The sequence below is a fragment of the Streptomyces sp. NPDC002669 genome, assembly GCF_042889165.1.
In the GTDB taxonomy this organism is placed as follows: Bacteria; Actinomycetota; Actinomycetes; order Streptomycetales; family Streptomycetaceae; genus Streptomyces.
Genome location: NZ_JBIAQQ010000004.1, coordinates 51,338 through 67,113, shown reverse-complemented (window position 1 = coordinate 67,113; position 15,776 = coordinate 51,338). Strand labels below are relative to the sequence as shown.

Annotated in this window: 12 protein-coding genes and 1 tRNA gene; 6 read left to right on the top strand and 7 right to left on the bottom strand. The window is 71.7% G+C overall.

From position 1 onward, the window contains the following. Positions 1–40 precede the first annotated feature (40 nt). Both ACFYW1_RS07200 and ACFYW1_RS07195 read right to left on the bottom strand, forming a co-directional pair. Positions 41–1,504: an aminopeptidase P family protein gene (locus ACFYW1_RS07200; RefSeq protein WP_388988332.1), complete on the bottom strand. Its 1,464-nt coding sequence runs from the start codon at positions 1,502–1,504 to the stop codon at positions 41–43. 181 nt (positions 1,505–1,685) lie between these two features. After that, positions 1,686–3,056: a PP2C family protein-serine/threonine phosphatase gene (locus ACFYW1_RS07195; protein WP_388988328.1), complete on the bottom strand. Its 1,371-nt coding sequence runs from the start codon at positions 3,054–3,056 to the stop codon at positions 1,686–1,688. Between the two features lie 622 nt (positions 3,057–3,678). Here ACFYW1_RS07195 and ACFYW1_RS07190 point away from each other — a divergent pair. Then, on the top strand, positions 3,679–4,464 hold the full coding sequence (locus ACFYW1_RS07190; protein ID WP_388988325.1) for a bifunctional DNA primase/polymerase: 786 nt from the start codon (positions 3,679–3,681) through the stop codon (positions 4,462–4,464). 1,138 nt (positions 4,465–5,602) lie between these two features. Here the strand turns inward: ACFYW1_RS07190 and ACFYW1_RS07185 are convergent. From ACFYW1_RS07185 to ACFYW1_RS07175, 3 genes are all read right to left on the bottom strand, one after another. Then, positions 5,603–6,568 carry a DUF5926 family protein gene (locus ACFYW1_RS07185; RefSeq protein WP_388988322.1) on the bottom strand — a complete coding sequence of 322 codons (966 nt, stop codon included), beginning with the start codon at positions 6,566–6,568 and terminating at the stop codon, positions 5,603–5,605. 145 nt (positions 6,569–6,713) lie between these two features. Next, on the bottom strand, positions 6,714–7,322 hold the full coding sequence (locus tag ACFYW1_RS07180; protein ID WP_388989293.1) for an ATP-binding protein: 609 nt from the start codon (positions 7,320–7,322) through the stop codon (positions 6,714–6,716). Positions 7,323–7,552: 230 nt separating this feature from the next. Further along, positions 7,553–8,380 carry a glycerophosphodiester phosphodiesterase gene (locus tag ACFYW1_RS07175; protein ID WP_388988319.1) on the bottom strand — a complete coding sequence of 276 codons (828 nt, stop codon included), beginning with the start codon at positions 8,378–8,380 and terminating at the stop codon, positions 7,553–7,555. Between the two features lie 269 nt (positions 8,381–8,649). Between ACFYW1_RS07175 and ACFYW1_RS07170 the strand changes: the two genes are divergently transcribed. The 4 genes from ACFYW1_RS07170 (at position 8,650) to ACFYW1_RS07155 (ending at position 12,097) form a co-directional block, all read left to right on the top strand. After that, positions 8,650–10,167, top strand: coding sequence for a S1C family serine protease (locus ACFYW1_RS07170; protein WP_388988315.1), 1,518 nt, complete (start codon positions 8,650–8,652; stop codon positions 10,165–10,167). A gap of 350 nt (positions 10,168–10,517) precedes the next feature. Continuing rightward, positions 10,518–10,973: a DUF5707 domain-containing protein gene (locus ACFYW1_RS07165; RefSeq protein ID WP_388988310.1), complete on the top strand. Its 456-nt coding sequence runs from the start codon at positions 10,518–10,520 to the stop codon at positions 10,971–10,973. Positions 10,974–11,253: 280 nt separating this feature from the next. Then, complete coding sequence (locus tag ACFYW1_RS07160) at positions 11,254–11,862, top strand: DUF2238 domain-containing protein (RefSeq protein ID WP_388989290.1); 609 nt, start codon at positions 11,254–11,256, stop codon at positions 11,860–11,862. A 150-nt stretch (positions 11,863–12,012) separates the two neighbouring features. Continuing rightward, positions 12,013–12,097, top strand: a tRNA-Ser gene (locus ACFYW1_RS07155). Positions 12,098–12,233: 136 nt separating this feature from the next. Here ACFYW1_RS07155 and ACFYW1_RS07150 read toward each other — a convergent pair. Continuing rightward, positions 12,234–13,469, bottom strand: a complete 1,236-nt coding sequence (locus ACFYW1_RS07150; protein WP_388988307.1) for a DNA sulfur modification protein DndB — start codon at positions 13,467–13,469, stop codon at positions 12,234–12,236. A gap of 615 nt (positions 13,470–14,084) precedes the next feature. Next, positions 14,085–14,969: a bifunctional DNA primase/polymerase gene (locus ACFYW1_RS07145; RefSeq protein WP_388988304.1), complete on the bottom strand. Its 885-nt coding sequence runs from the start codon at positions 14,967–14,969 to the stop codon at positions 14,085–14,087. A gap of 329 nt (positions 14,970–15,298) precedes the next feature. Between ACFYW1_RS07145 and ACFYW1_RS07140 the strand changes: the two genes are divergently transcribed. After that, positions 15,299–15,610 carry a hypothetical protein gene (locus ACFYW1_RS07140; protein ID WP_388988301.1) on the top strand — a complete coding sequence of 104 codons (312 nt, stop codon included), beginning with the start codon at positions 15,299–15,301 and terminating at the stop codon, positions 15,608–15,610. The last annotated feature ends 166 nt before the right edge of the window (positions 15,611–15,776 follow it).

Here is a 15,776-nt window from a genome sequence, read left to right as displayed (position 1 = left end):
CCTCCCGGGGCTCCCCGGTCCTCGCCGGACCGGGCCGGGATCAGCCCTTCAGAGCGGCCATCCACGCCTCGACCTCGTCGGCCCGGCGGGGCAGCTTGTCGGAGAGGTTCCGGTTGCCGTCCTCGGTGACGAGGATGTCGTCCTCGATCCGGACGCCGATGCCCCGGTACTCCTCCGGCACGGTCAGGTCGTCGGCCTGGAAGTACAGACCGGGCTCGACGGTGAGGCAGACGCCGGGCTCCAGCGTGCCGTTCACGTACGTCTCGGTGCGGGCGGCGGCGCAGTCGTGGACGTCCATGCCGAGCATGTGACCGGTGCCGTGCAGCGTCCAGCGGCGCTGGAGGCCCAGCTCCAGGACCTTCTCCACGGACAGGTCGCCCAGCAGGCCCCACTCGACGAGCTTCTCGGCGAGGACCCGCTGCGCGGCGTCGTGGAAGTCGCGGAAGCCGGCGCCCGGCTTCACGGCGGCGATGCCCGCCTCCTGGGCCTCGTACACCGCGTCGTAGATCTTCCGCTGGAGCGGGGTGAACGTGCCGTTGATCGGGAGGGTGCGGGTCACGTCGGCGGTGTAGAGGTCGTTGGTCTCCACACCGGCGTCGAGCAGCAGCAGCTCGCCGGAGCGCACCGGGCCGTCGTTGCGCACCCAGTGCAGGGTGGTGGCGTGCGGCCCGGCGGCGCAGATCGAGCCGTAGCCGATGTCGTTGCCCTCGATGCGGGCGCGCAGGAAGAAGGTGCCCTCGATGTAGCGCTCGCTCGTCGCCTCTGCCCTGTCGAGGACCTTCACGACGTCCTCGAAGCCGCGCGCGGTGGCGTCGCACGCCTTCTGCAGCTCGGCGATCTCGAACTCGTCCTTGACCAGCCGGGCCTCGGAGAGGAAGACGCGCAGCTCCTCGTCGCGCTCCGCGGTGACCTTGTCGGTCAGCGCGGCCTCGATGCCGGCGTCGTGGCCGCGGACGTTGCGGACCGGGCCGGTGGCCTCGGCCAGCGCGGCCGGGAGCTCGCGCACGTCCTTCGCCGGGATGCCCAGCAGCTGCTCGGCCTCGGTGAGGGAGTGGCGACGGCCGACCCACAGTTCGCCCTGGCCGTCGAGCCAGAACTCGCCGTTCTCGCGGTTGGAGCGCGGCAGCAGGTGGATGGTGGCCTCGTGGCCGTCCGCGGTCGGCTCCAGGACGAGGACGCCGTCCTGGGTCTGGTCGCCGGTGAGGTACGCGTACTCGGTGGAGGCGCGGAAGGCGTACTCGGTGTCATTGGAGCGGGTCTTCAGGTTGCCCGCGGGGATGACCAGACGCTCGCCGGGGAAGCGCGCGGAGAGCGCGGCGCGGCGGGCGGCCGTGTGGGCGGCCTGGGGGATCGGTTCGAGGCCGTGGAGTTCGGTGTCGGCCCAACCGGACTTCATGTTCGCGGCGAGTTCGTCGGAGACGCCCGGGTACAGGCCGTTCTTCCGCTGCTTGACAGCCTGCTCTTCTTCGGTCTCCGGGTTCTCCGGGGTGAGCTCCTCAGCCACGACTTGTCTCTCCTTGATACGACACTGGACCCCGTCCATCGTACGGGCGTGCGGAAGGGGGCACAGGGCCGGAAGACCTGTTACACGGCCGGGACGGGTGCCTCGGGGCGAGGATCGGGGAAGACGCGGGAGCGTTCCGGAAGGGGCCGGGGAGGACGCGCGGAGGGCCGGGCGCGCGGGCTCAGTCGAAGCGCGCGGCCAGCAGGGCCACGTCCTCCGTGCCGCCGGACCGGTCGAGCCCGTCCGGCAGTACGGCGCGCAGCACGTGGTCGGCGACGGAACCGGGGTCGTGGCGCAGCGCCTTCGGTACGGAGGCCGCCGCGGAGTGGAGCCGCGCGAACGCCCGGTCCGTGGAGTCGCCGGCGCGGCGCAGCAGCCCGTCGGTGTAGAGCAGAACGGTTTCGCCTTCTGCGGGGGCGATCTCCACGCTGGGCGCCTCCCAGCAGGCGAGCATGCCCAGCGGCGCGGAGACCGAGGTCTCCACGAACTCGGTGCGCCGCTCACCGACGACGAGCGGAGGGGCGTGCCCGGCACCGGCGAGCAGGATCTTGCGCCGGGCCGGTTCGCAGTAGGCGAACAGGGCGGTCGCGGAGCGGGCCGGTTCGGTGAGCCGCAGCAGCAGTTCCAGGTCGGAGAGCACGGCGACCGGGTCCTCGCCCTCCATCACCGCGTACGCCCGGAGCCCGGCCCGCAGCCGTCCCGAGGCGGCGAGGGCGCCGGGCCCGGAGCCGCTCACCGAACCCACGGCGAGGCCGAGCGCGCCCTCGGGCAGGGCCAGCGCGTCGTACCAGTCGCCGCCGCCCTGGGGTGCCCTGCGGTGGCGGGCGGCCAGCTGCACGCCGGGCACCCGGGGCATCCGGGTGGGCAGCAGCTCCTCCGAGATGGTCGCGATGTCGGCCCTGGCCCGCTCCAGCTCCAGCAGCCTGGCCAGGTGCTCGCCCGCGTACGCGGCGTAGAGGCCGATGAGGTGGCGTTGGCGTTCCAGGGGTTCGGCGGGTTCGTCGTACAGCCAGACGGCCGCGCCGAGCCTGCCGGTCGCCCCGGCGGTGAGCGGCAGGGCGTAGCTGGCGGCGTATCCGAGGCGGGCGGCGACCTCGCGGCGGCGCGGGTCCAGGCTGGTGTCGCCGAGCAGGTCGGGGGTGGTCAGCGCGCCCTCGGCGTCCGGGAACCCTTCCAGGATCCGGCCGTAGGAGGTGGCGCTGCGCGGCACCGTCTCGATGTGCCCGAGCTCGGCGTGGGCGAGACCGAGGCCGATGGTGCTGACGGGGCCGCGGCGGTCGGAGGGTTCGAGGACGACCAGGCCGCGGCGGGCGCCGACCAGGGCGGCTCCGGCCTCCAGCAGTTCGTGGAGCGCGTCGTCGAGCGTGCCGGTACCGGCCAGCCGCTCGGTGAGTTCGTGAAGGGTGGTGAGGTCGGAGACCCAGCCGGCGAGGCGGTCCTGGATGAAGGCACCCGGAGCGGCCGGCACATCGGGCGAAGACCCGGCAGTGTGCGTTGAAACCGGAACTGTGGGATCGATTCCAGCCACTTTTGGCAGGTGGGGGGTACTCATGGCTGTCGGCTTTCCGACCGGCGCGTTTCATGGAATAGCATCGCGAACCCCCATGTCATTCTGCGCCGTTATCAGTGCATCCGCATGTACACGTAGCACCAGATGTACACGCAGAAGTGAGGCGATGTCCAGCATTGTCCCTACGGGTTTTGTGGTGTCCGATCGCCTGCTAAGTTGGCCAAAAAACGCACCTTGCGACAGGCATTTGAGGTCGACTGGGTCCGCTCGACAAGGGGGTGTTCTCGGGGTGAAGTCCCGGAGAGAGCGTCATTTCGGGCATGCTGGGTACGTAATCAATGATGGTCGGGGGCAGTTCTGATCGCCCCGGAACCCGGCAGTGGGCCCGGACGTCCTCTCATGTGACGGTCATGTCCCCACCCCCGAGTGGCGGGGTTTGCACCCTGGGACAGCAGGCGCGAGCATGCGCCGCTCCCCCGCCATGTTCCGCGTCCCGACCCGTATCGCCCCTGCACGAATCGGCTCGGCCCGTGCCCGGTACGACGAACCTTCCGTACCGCGGACACGAGAAGCATGTACGCACGGTGAAGTGATGCACACGTACGGCAACGCACCCGTGGTGTGATGTGGACCCTCGGCGTTCAACGGAAAGGAACGAGCGCTCATGCGCGAGATCCTCGGAAGGCGACGCAGGCTCCGGTTCCGGCGCGGGGGAAGGCCCGCCCGGCTCGACGCGGCCCTGACCTGTGCCACGACATGGCAGTGGCCCGTGCTTCCCGGAGTGGGACTCGCCGCGGCCGGTGGCCGCGGCGACCGCGGCCGGGGCTGCGCCTGCCCCGATCCCGAGTGCGCCGTGCCCGGCGCGCACCCCTTCGACCCCGGCCTCCTCGCGGCGACCACCGATGAGCGCATGGTGCGCTGGTGGTGGACCAACCGGCCCGCCGCACCGATCGTCCTGGCCACCGGCGGGCGCGCCCCGTGCGCGCTGAGCCTGCCGGCCGTGGCCGGTGCCCGCGCGCTGGCCGAGCTGGACCGGATGGGGGTGCGGCTCGGACCGGTGGTGGCGACGCCGACCCGGTGGTCGCTGCTGGTCGCCCCCTACACCCTCGAACGGCTCGGCGAGCTGCTGTACGCCCAGGACCGGGTGCCCAGTTCGCTGCGGTTCCACAGCGAGGGCGGCTATCTCGTCCTGCCGCCGTCCGAGGCGGGGACGGGGCCGGTGCGCTGGGAGCGGGCCCCGGCCGCCGACCCCCCGGCGCCGTCGCGCGCCTCCCGGTCGTCCTCGGACAACTCCCGGTCTTCCTCGCGGGGCCTCCGGTCGTCCTCGCGCGGGGAGGGTTCCGCCTCCGGGGCCGTAGCGCCGTGGCTGCCGGACGTGGGGACGGTGCTCGAAGCGCTGGTCGAGGCGAGCAGCAGCGCCCCGGGCGGTGGAAGCCGGCTCGCGTACTGACGGAAAGAGCTTTGCAGTCGGGGGGGCGCGGGGTGCCCCGCGCCCCCCGACGGGATCGTGTCCCGTCGGCACCGGCACGCGGACGGGACCGGCCCCGGCCGGGTCCCGTCACGACAGGACCCGGCGGGCCCCGGCGGACCGGAGCCCCGAGGGGCCGGACCCCGGAACCGGCGGTCCGGGAGGACCCGAAGGTCTGAATCCCGGTTTTCCCGCTGGGTCCGATACGAAAGGGCGAGCCGCCCCGAACCTCCGGGGCCGTGTATTCGGTCGATATGCCGGGCGGCCCGTCAGGAATTCGGCCGAAGCCGGCAGGTGACGCCGAGTGATTCCCCGCGAGGGCCGATATCGCGGACGGCGGGCGGTCCTCCGGTCGGATCTCGGACAATGCAAACTCTGCCGTTGCAAAGTCTTCCGCCCGAGGGCTTTCTGATGGCCTTTCCGAACCCCCCGAAAAGTATTTCGAATATCTATTCGAAATACCTCGTGCGGGTGTGCTCCGGAGGGGGTCGTCCGGCGTTCGGTATCTGTCCGAGACCGATCGGTTCGCCCCTGCGGTCCGCCGGTGCCGGGAGTCCTGTGGGTCCCGGGTGTTACGGTCTCCGGCCTTCTGCGCCCCGGTGCCCCGCGGGCGCGGAGCCGGCCCCGCTCGTGGGGCAAGTCGGGGGCGGGGGCGGGGGAATGCGGGCCCGGATCGTCGTGCGAGGGACGCCGTACGGGCCCCGGTACGGAGACTGCCTGGCCGGGCGGGCTCCGAGGGCGGGTCGCACCGGCGGGCGGTTCGTTCCCGCCGGTGAGGGTGCCGGGCGTCAAACCGGTTGCCGGTACGCGGGGTTGGCGGGTGCGGTGAGGGCACGGCAACGCCGGGGACGTTCGAGCGCGGGGAAGGGGCTACGGGCCCGGGGTGGATCGGTGCGGGCTCGTGCGCCGGTACATGCGCCGCGTCGCGCGCTGTGCGCCGTATCCGGAAATGAGGATGCCCGGTCGCTGGCGACGGGGGATGCACCAGCGACCGGGCTTCCAGAACCGTAACAAGAGATCTGCCGTTCGCAAATTCGATCTCGCGTATTAGGACAGGGATTTACCTGCCGGTACGGCTAGTTGTGACGCGTGTCACCATGAGGTGGGGTGCTCGTCGCTGTCAGCTGAGGGTCACTTGGCGGTTGGTGAGCCCGCCGCGGGCCCGGCGCTCCTCGGCGGTGAGGGGCGCGTCCGTGGCGAGGGCCGCGGTCAGTCGTTCCGCGAACTCGGCCGCGGGCTTCTCGCACTCCTCGGCGCCCATCGTGGTCGGCAGGTCCCAGACCGGGACCATCAGGCCGTGCGCCCTGAAGGAGCCGACCAGCCTGGTCCCTTCGCCCAGCGAGGAGTTGCCGGCGGCGTGCAGCCGGGCGAGCGCGTCGAGGAGCTGCTCCTCGGCGTGCGGCATGACCCAGCGGAGGTGGTTCTTCTCCGGGGTCTCGCACCAGTAGGCGGCGTCCACACCGGCGAGCCGCGTCGTCGGGATCGCCGCCCCGTTCGCGCGCTCCAGGGAAGCGGCCACCTCGGGCGTGGCGTTCTCCGCGTCCGGCACCCAGAACTCGAAGCCGGCGTGGACCGTGGGCTCGAACGCCGCCCCGGGGTCGAGCAGGTCCTGCAGGCGCGGACCGTCGGCCGCCACGCGCTGCGCCGCCACGGGCGAACCGGGCTCGGCGGCCAGGGCCCGCAGCAGGGTGTCCGCGAGGTCGCGGCTGAGGTCGCCGGACGGGGTGTCGTTCTGCAGGGCGAGCAGCACCGAACCGTCGTCGCGGCGCAGGGCCGGCCATGCCATCGGCAGGACGGTCGCGAGCGTCACGGAGGGAACGCCCTCGGGCAGCCCGTCCTTCAGCTTCAGCTCGACCGTGGCGGCGGGCACCAGTTCGCGCAGGGCGACCCAGTCGCACTCGCCGGGCAGCCCCTCGAAGGGACGGTGGACGAGCTCGGTCACGGCCTGGGCGGCGGCGCGGCCGTGGCATGCCTTGTAGCGGCGGCCCGAACCGCACGGGCAGGGTTCGCGAGCCCCGACCACCGGGATCTCGCCGTCCTTGAGCTGCTGCTTCCCGGCCTTGGTCTGAGGGCGCTTCTTGGCCATGGTGGGCTTTCTCCCGATTGCGACAGTGCGGTCTGGGCCGCGAGCCTAGCCGCCCGTGTGGAGTCGGGGACACATCTGCCCGGACGTCCGCCGGTTCCGGTGCGCGGAATGCGGTCCGACGCCGGGGCCGCCCGGTACGGCGACGTCAGCCCACGTCGTCGAAGATGTCCGCGAAGCCCAGCTCGTCGAGGTCCGCACCCCCCGGCATGCCGCTGCCCGACACCCCGGACGCACCCGCCCCATGAGGCGCACGGGAGACACGGGGCGCGTGCGACGCGTGCGACGTACGAGACACCCCGGGAACCCCGGACGCACCGTGGGCAACCGGCGTACCGGAGACGCCCTGGATCCCCCGGGCGCCCGGAGCCCCCGGTTCGCCCGGCAGCCCGGACGGCGCCCGGTCGTGTCCCTCGTTGACGAGGACCCAGACCGTGACCTCTCCCGACGAGCTGTCGCGTACGCCCCACTCGTCGGCGAGCGCGCTGATGATGTTGAGCCCGCGGCCGCCGCGCGCCGTCACCGAGGGCGTGGCCGGGACGGGTCTGGTCGGGCCGCCCCCGTCCGTGACCTCGACGGTCAGCCCGCCGGCCCTGTCGACGCGCCATGCGGCGCGGACGTCGCCGTCCCCCACATCCGTGTGCCGCCCCAGCGGCCTCCCGTGCCGGCAGGCATTGCTGAGCAGTTCGGAAAGAATCAGTACAGCATCGTCGACGACCGAATCCGACACCCCGTGGCTGCGCAACTGCTCGCGCATCCGGTGCCGCGCCTGGCCCACGCCCGCAGGGCCATGGGGTACGGCCATGCTCGACGACGCGGGCACTTCCTGTGCCACCACCAACGCCACCCCCGAGACCTCCTTTGCCCCACGCCACGGAGTGGATGCCCCCTTGGACTGGACCGGAAACCGGCCAATGGTCTGCCAATGACGCACTCGTAACGATCGAATACGTTTCGAATGCGCCGGTGTACTCCGCGTAACTGTCGTCAGGAGCGTCCCAGTTGTGCCAGAACCTGCTTCGGGCGGTTGGTGATGATGGCCTCGACGCCCAGGTCGAGGCAGAGCTGGACGTCCTCCGGCTCGTTCACCGTCCATACGTGCACGCGGTGTCCCGCGCGGTGCAGCCGCTCGACGTAACCGGGGTGGCTGCGCACGATCCGCATGCCCGGACCCGCGATCCGGGCCCCGGCCGGCAGCCGTCCGTCGCGCAGGCGCGGCGAGAGGAACTGCATCAGATAGACGGTGGGCAGGGTGGGGGCGGCGGCCCGGACGCGGTGCAGCGAGCGCGCCGAGAAGCTCATGACGCGCACCGGCGACGGACCGTCGGCCGGCGGGGCGTCGAGCTCGAAGCGCTTCAGCAGGTGCAGCAGCCGTTCCTCGACCTGGCCCGCCCAGCGGGTGGGGTGCTTGGTCTCGACGGCCAGCTGGAGCGGGCGGCCGGCGGCCCGGGTCTCGACGACGAGTTCGAGCAGCCGCTCCAGGGTGAGCACGGAGGTGAGCTCGCCGGGCACCGGGTCCCAGTCGGGGGACTCCTCGCGGTCCTTCCAGGACCCGAAGTCGAGGGCGGCGAGCTCGGCGAGCTCCAGCGCGGAGACGGCGCCGCGGCCGTTGGACGTACGGTTCACCCGGCGGTCGTGCACGCACACGAGATGGCCGTCGGAGGTGAGCCGTACATCGCACTCCAGGGCGTCGGCGCCGTCCTCGATCGCCTTCCGGTATGCGGCCAGGGTGTGCTCGGGCGCGTCCTCGGACGCGCCCCGGTGCGCGACGACCTGGGTGGTCTGGGGCGTGGTCTGCTGTCGTGCGTGGGTCACCGCGTCATGGTGTCACCGGGAGACGGCCGCTGTGCACACGTCGCGCGAGCCCGGGTGCGGCCGGGGCGGGTGCGACGCGTCGCGAGGGGGCCCGGGCGCTCCGGTGCGCGGCTTGCGGCGGGTAGTCGTTTTGCCCGATGTAAAGATTGATGTGCGGATGCACAGGTCCTGCTTACAGTGGCCTGACGGGTCTTGGGAAAAGCTGGCTCAGGACACGTACACAGCGGATCTCTTGCCGAACATGATGTGGAACCGAGGAGTAAAGAGCTGTGAGCACAGAGAACGAGGACAACGAGGGCACCGCGGCCGGGGCCGTCCAGCCGCCCGTTCCGTCCGCACCTCCCGTGCCGGCCGACGCTCCTCGGGAGACGCCCGGGAGCACGCCCGGGCCCGCCCCGGCGGGAGCGGCCCCCGCCTCCGCCCCGGCTCCGGAGTACCCGCAGCCGCAGGACGTGCAGTCGCCCGCCCCGGCGGACGGGACGACCGCCACCACTCCCATGGCCCCCGTTCCGGCGACGCCTCCTCCTCATACGCCCCACACGCCCCCGGCCTTCCAGTCGGCGGCCGAGGCGAACTGGCCGCCGCCCCCCGCCGTTCCCGCGTACGCGCAGCACGGCGCCGGTGGGAGCGGTCCGGTCTGGGGCGCCCCACCCTCTTCCCCCGAACAGCCGCGCCGGCGCGGCGCGGGCGGCCTGGTCGCGGCGGTGGCGGTCGCGGCCCTGGTCGCGGGCGGCCTCGGCGGGGCCCTCGGCTTCTGGGCGGCCGACCGCAACGGCTCCTCGGGCTCGACCACGGTCGCCGCGTCGTCCACCCCGCAGGACCTCAAGCGCGACCCCGGCACGGTCGCGGGCGTGGCGGCCAAGGCGCTGCCCAGCGTGGTCACCATCGACGCGCAGGGCGGTGACGGCGAGGGCGGCACGGGCACCGGCTTCGTGTACGACAAGGAAGGCCACATCCTCACGAACAACCACGTGGTGGCCTCCGCGGCGGACAGCGGGCAGCTCACGGCGATCTTCTCCAACGGCAGGAAGTACGACGCGGAAGTGGTCGGCCGGGCTCAGGGCTACGACGTCGCCGTCCTGAAGCTGAAGAACCCGCCCGCGGGCCTCGCCCCGCTGTCGCTCGGCGACTCGGACAAGGTCGCGGTCGGCGATTCCACGATCGCGATCGGTGCGCCGTTCGGCCTGTCCAACACGGTCACCACCGGCATCATCAGCGCGAAGAACCGCCCGGTCGCCTCCGGCGACGGTTCCGGCGGCAGCAACTCGTACATGAGCGCCCTGCAGACCGACGCCTCGATCAACCCGGGCAACTCCGGTGGCCCGCTGCTCGACGCGCGCGGTGCGGTGATCGGCATCAACTCGGCCATCCAGTCGACCGGCAGCAGCATCGGCCAGGCCCAGTCGGGCTCCATCGGCCTCGGCTTCGCGATCCCGGTCAACCAGGCCACGAACGTCGCCCAGCAGCTGATCAAGACCGGACAGCCGGTCTACCCGGTGATCGGTGCCACGGTCACCATGAACGAGAAGACGGGCGGCGCGGTCATCTCCGACCGGGGCGCGAGCGGTACGGAAGCCGTCTCGAAGGGCGGCCCCGCGGACCGGGCGGGCCTCCGGGCCGGCGACGTCATCACGAAGTTCAACGACACGGTGGTCGACAGCGGCCCGACCCTGATCGGCGAGATCTGGACCCACCAGCCCGGCGACCGGGTGACCCTGACCTACACGCGCGACGGCAAGTCGTCGACGGCCGAGGTGGTCCTGGGCGAGCGCAAGGGCGACAGCTGACCGACCGGCCGTCCTCGCCCCGGCCCCGGCTCACGGCCGGGAGGCGCGGCCCGGTCCGCCCGGGCGGACCGGGGGAACGGTCCCGAAAACCGTCGTGGCGCGAGAGCGCCATCGCGGGCCATGGACGTGCCGGCCGGAAGGGGTGTCCCTCATCGAGGGGCACCCCTTCCGCATGGGCCCGCCCCGCCCTGCCCGGATCCGGTACGCGGACGATCCGACGGCGGCAAGTCCCCATACGGGGTTGAGTACGTGTACTCAATCCCGGGTCAACCAGGGCTGACAGCCTGTGACCCGGCGGCGCGGAGGGGCGTCGCGGAAACAGCTGACACGCATTCACGGGGAGACCTGTCATGTCCCGACGCATCGTTCTGTCCTCGGCCGCCGCCGTCATCGCCCTCGGCGGTGCCGGGGCCTTCGCCCTCGCCCACGCGGGGGACCGGCCGTTGGCCGTGGAGAACGGCGCGGCCCGCTACACGGCCCCCGAGGGGAACCGGGACGGCTCGTTCACCTTCACCACCGAGGTCACGGCGCCCTCCGGCCTCAAGAACCTGAAGGTACTGGCCTGGCCGGCGACCGGCCCCGCCTTCGCGAAGAGCGGGCCGACCGCGAAGGACATGGCCGAGGTGGAATCGGCCACCTGCCGGCCCGCCGATGACGGCATCGTCCGCTGCGCCTACGAGGTCACCGTGACCGCGGCCGACGCCGCAGCTTCCGGGAAGGGCACCTGGTACGTCGCGACCCTCGCCACCGCGGACGACGGCGAGACCGTGTTCGACGGGAAGACGTCGGCCTTCACGACCGGCTGATCCGCGAACCCGGAGACGGGACACATCGCGCAGCCGGGCAGCGGCTTCGGCGGTACGAGCCCCCGATCGGGTAACCCGGCGGCGGCGCGGTCGAGCGGGCGCACTCGCGCCGGGGACGTCACGGCACGCCCGAGAACGGCCCCACCCCAGAGACCCAGACACCCAGCCCCACCCACACGAGGAGCCAGAGTTGTCCGCCTCCCCCACATACGCCGAACCGTCGTCCGGCACCCCGCCGTTCTCCGGCCGCGCCGACGGTACCGGCCGCACCGGGCGCCGACTGCCCGCCGTCCTCGCGGTCCTCGTCGCGACGGCGCTCGTGGTGTCGGCGTTCGGCGCCGAGGACCCGGCCACCTGGGTGCTGGAGACGGTGTGGGTGATGCTCGGGCTGCCGCTGCTGATCCTGCTGCGCCGCCGGTTCCCGCTGAGCGGACTGCTGTGCGGCCTGCTGGCCGTGCACGCCGCGGTCCTCGTCGTGGGCGGCCACTACACCTATGCGGAGGTACCGGCCGGCGACTGGGTGCGCGACTGGTTCGGCCTGGACCGCAACCCCTACGACCGCTTCGGCCACCTCATGCAGGGCTTCGTCCCGGCGATCCTGGTGCGGGAACTCCTCGTCCGGACCTCGCCCCTGCGCGGCAGCCGCTGGCTCGCCCCGCTGACGGTCTGCGCCTGCCTCGCCTTCAGTGCCGTCTTCGAAATGCTGGAGTGGCTGGCTGCCGTGACCGGGGGACAGGCGGCCGACGCGTTCCTGGCCACCCAGGGCGACGTCTGGGACACCCAGTGGGACATGTTCTGCGCACTGATCGGCGCCACCTGCTCGCTGCTGCTCCTCAGCCGCTTGCACGACCGTTCCCTCGTCCGCCTGATGGTTCTCACGAAGCACTGACGCCGGGGCCCCGCGGAGGGCCGATGACGGTTCTAGCGAAGGCCGGCCCGGGCGCGAACAGGGCCGATGGACCTCGTACCGACCACGGCCCCCGGGCGGGGTCCGGGGCCGGTAGGCTGTAGCCGCTCCGCAGCAGGCGGGCGGGGCATGGGTGGGTTGCCCGAGCGGCCTAAGGGAACGGTCTTGAAAACCGTCGTGGCGCGAGTCACCGTGGGTTCAAATCCCACACCCACCGCTTTGCAGGTCAGAGGAACAGTTGTCAGAGGGTGGGCTCCGGAATCCGGAGCCCACCCTCTGTGTACACGGTGTCTCACTCTGACTCGCCTGCATCCCGGCCCTGACCCGCCCGAACACAGCCTTGTGTAACGCCCCTAGAACCGTCCGCGGATCTGCTTACCCGTTGTGCTCTCGGAGTGGTTCAGCGCGTCGTAGACCTTATGACCGGAGTCGCGGGCGCCGCCGGCCCAGGAGACGGTGCCCCGGTCGGTCACCTTGGCGGCGATACCGCTCCAGTACTTCGCCTCGCGTTCCCACTGGATGCCCTCCAGCAGACGCTCCAGACTGACGCCCTCGGGCAGGGGGTCCGTGCTCCAGGACATGACCCGATTCATGGTCGCGCCCAGTCCGGCCACGACGGCAGGGGCGGTGACGGCAGTCTTGGCGTGGAAGAGTGCGGCGTTCTCCTGCAGGAATGCTCCTACCGTCTCCATGACCTCGCGCTGGACGACGAGCTTGTCCGGGCGGTCGCCGTTGGAGTCAGCGGGGATGTCCTCGTGCTCGATGCCGGTCGATGCGGCGTGGATGCCGGCCTTACCGAGCATGGCTGTGGAGATGAGGGTCCTCAGGACCGACAGTGTCATCCATTCCGGAGCCTTGTCCGACACCTGACGCTTGCCGGTAAGGATCAGGCTGGACAGCGGGACCGTGGTCTCGTCGACCACCACCTTCAGTGACTCCATCAGCTTGCGCGTCACAGTGGTGCCGAAGTCGCGACCATCCATGGACATGGCCAGGGACTTGTCGACCGGAACGCCCTTCAGGTTGCGGTCGTGGAAGATCTGGCGAGCGGCCATGGTGCTGATGCCATGGAAGATCTCGAACGACAGCGGAATCGCGCCGAAGTCGAAGTCTTCCTCCAGCTCGAACGCAGCCGGGTTCTTCTTGATCCGGTGCCAGGCGGTGACCTGGGTCTCGCTGTCGAGAGCATAGAGGCCGTCCTTGATCGGCAGGGCCGCTGACCCTTCCTCGGAGATGACCAGCGGGCGCGGCGACCACAGGGTGATCTGCGGCAGCGACCAGCCGTCTCCGAAGTCTCCCCGCAGGCCAGCCGCAATGTAGTCGGCATACTCGCCGATGTTCTTGGCCTTCTTGCTGCCTGCCGTGCCGATGAGCCGCTGGATCTCGGCACGCGTACGGGCGTACTCGCTGACCGGCTGTCCAGCCTTCTGTGCGCGCTTGGTTGCGTCCTCGACCTCCTGGGGGTCGTTGACGATGGCGAGCAGGTTCTCGCAGTCGATGACGCCGTTCGCCATAACCCCCTTACGAATCTCCCGGAGGTCGACGGGCAGGCCGGTGGTGACCGGCTTCAGAGACTTGGGAATGGTCATGAGTCAGCCCTCCACTGGGCGTCACTTTGACGCGCCGTCATATAGGGGGACGCTACCGGTCGGGCTGTCAGACGGTCAACTGAGGTGTGTGTAATCGCCGATTCTCAATGCCGCAGTAGATGATCCCTCGTCTGCGGTAGGTGGAATCTTGCTAGAATGTGGCTGCGGTGAGTGCCTTCTATGCCAAGACGACCGTCCGCGGAAAGCCTCTCCCCTGCATCAGGTGACAAGTCACAGAGAAGGGGAGGGCGCCCTTCGTCGTTCTTCTTGTCCAGTGCGCTGACGATCGCCAGGGTTCCTCACCGTTCACGCATCCGTTCTGACCTGCTGCGCGAACCCCTGTGAACATCGGCGTACGGCCACGCGAACAGCCGGGAGGCGTGTTGGCGATGGAGGGCCGGGTGGAGGGCTGGGCAACCAGCACGGTTCATGTGCGGGCCAGTTGAGCTTTCCAGAGTGGCGCCCCGGGTGTCGGCCCAGGTCAACGCGTGCGGGTTGGAAAGTCTGGCCGGTCTTGAAAACCGTCGTGGCGCGAGTCACCGTGGGTTCAAATCCCACACCCACCGCAGTGGATTCGTCCCCCGACCGGCATCGCCGGTCGGGGGACGTTCCGTGTCACCGGTGCCCGGGGCGTCCGGTGTCGCCGGTGGTGAGGCGGGCCGCCGATTCGACGGTGGCGCGGGCCTCGTGCTCGGTGAGGCCGGTGTGGACGGCGGCCCGGACGAGGGCGTCCGCCAGGGCGTCGCCGAAGCCGTGTTCGTAGGCGCGGCAGGCGGCCCAGAAGAGCCGGGTGTTGCGCTGGCCCTCGTGGGCCGCGAGGACGAAGCGGACCAGCCCCCGGCCCCGGTCGGGCCGGGCCGTGGCCGGGCGGTGGGGGCGTGCGGGTGGTACGAGCAGGCGCAGGAGTGCGCGGGGGCAGGGGGCCGGCGGGAGGTCGGCGGTGCCCGGGGCGAGGCGGTAGCCGCCGTGGGCGGTGACCGAGCCGGGGCCCACCAGGTAGCCGCCGGCGCCGCGGACGTCGATGCCGGGGGCGAGCCGGCTCGCCGAGTTCGGCACCGGAACGTCCGGCGGGCCGGTCAGCCAGATGTGCCGTCCGCCGCTGGGGGTGAGCACCGTGATGGTCGGCGGGATCGTGAACAGGTGGTGCAGTGCCAGCCGCTGGAGCGAGGCGGCCGAGTCGCCGCCGGTGGCGTCGACGTCCAGGTCGATGCCGATGAGGTGGTGCGGGGCCCGGCCGCAGGCGATGCCGTAGCCGGTGGCCCAGGGGGCGGCCGCGAAGAGGGCGCGTACGGCGGCGGGGTCCGTGGTGGCGTCGTGGACGCCGTGGCCGGGAAGGCCGCACGCGCCCCGGCAGGTGGAACGGCGGCCGTCGTTCCGGTGCGGGGAGGGGAGCGCGGGGAGTTTGCGGGCGGTCAGCGGGAAGACGGGGAGCCCGCGCTCGGCGGCGGAGAGCGCGTGGGCGAGGGCCAGGGCGGCGGTCTGCCGGGCGGTGATGGCCATGACTCTATTTTCGTACGAATGTTCGATGAAGGGAAGGGGGCGCGAAATCGGCCGCAGGGCGGCTGCCGGAACGCTTCTCCTGCGGGGTGGCGCGGGATTCTGCGTTCCGGAAGCGGCCGAACGGGGGGCGTGAGGGGTGCGAGTCGGCACTTCCGGGGCGCATGAAGGTTTGTCGGAAGGTCCTCATGCTTGCGGGGTAATCGGGCCGTACGGGTGATTCGCCGAGGGGACGGTGGGCAGTCCTGGTCTCGCGACGTCGCGACCGACGCAGAGACGGCGGGCCGACTGCCTCGGTACAAGCCGTGCTTCCGGTTCCTGGAGGAATTCACATGGCAAGCATCCGTACCGCTCGTGTTCTCGCAGCCGTTGCCGCCCTGCCTCTCGCCGCCGTGCTCCTCGGCGGGGTGGCCCGGGCCGACAGCGGCTCGTTCGCGAACGACGGATCGAACGCGGGCGTCGCGACGGTCGTCGGCGGCGGTGTCGCCGACGACAACCTGGGCAATTCGTCCACGTCGCAGCAGCAGGCCGTCGGCGAGGAGGCGTCGAACCGGAGCGCGTCCGCGCAGGTGAACGGCTCGGCGTTCACCGCGATCGACCAGCACGACGAGAGCGTCACGGTGAACTTCGCCAACCTCTGGTGAGTCCCCGGCCGGGCAGGGTTCGGCCGGGGGCGGGCCGTGACCGGTCGGGCGGCGGCCCGTGCGACGTGCTCCGGCACCCGTGCGGGCCGCCGTGCGCCGTGCCTCGTGATCCGTGCCGTTGGCAGGGCGGCGCGCGCACCGGTTCGGGGTGTCGGCGACCTTGACA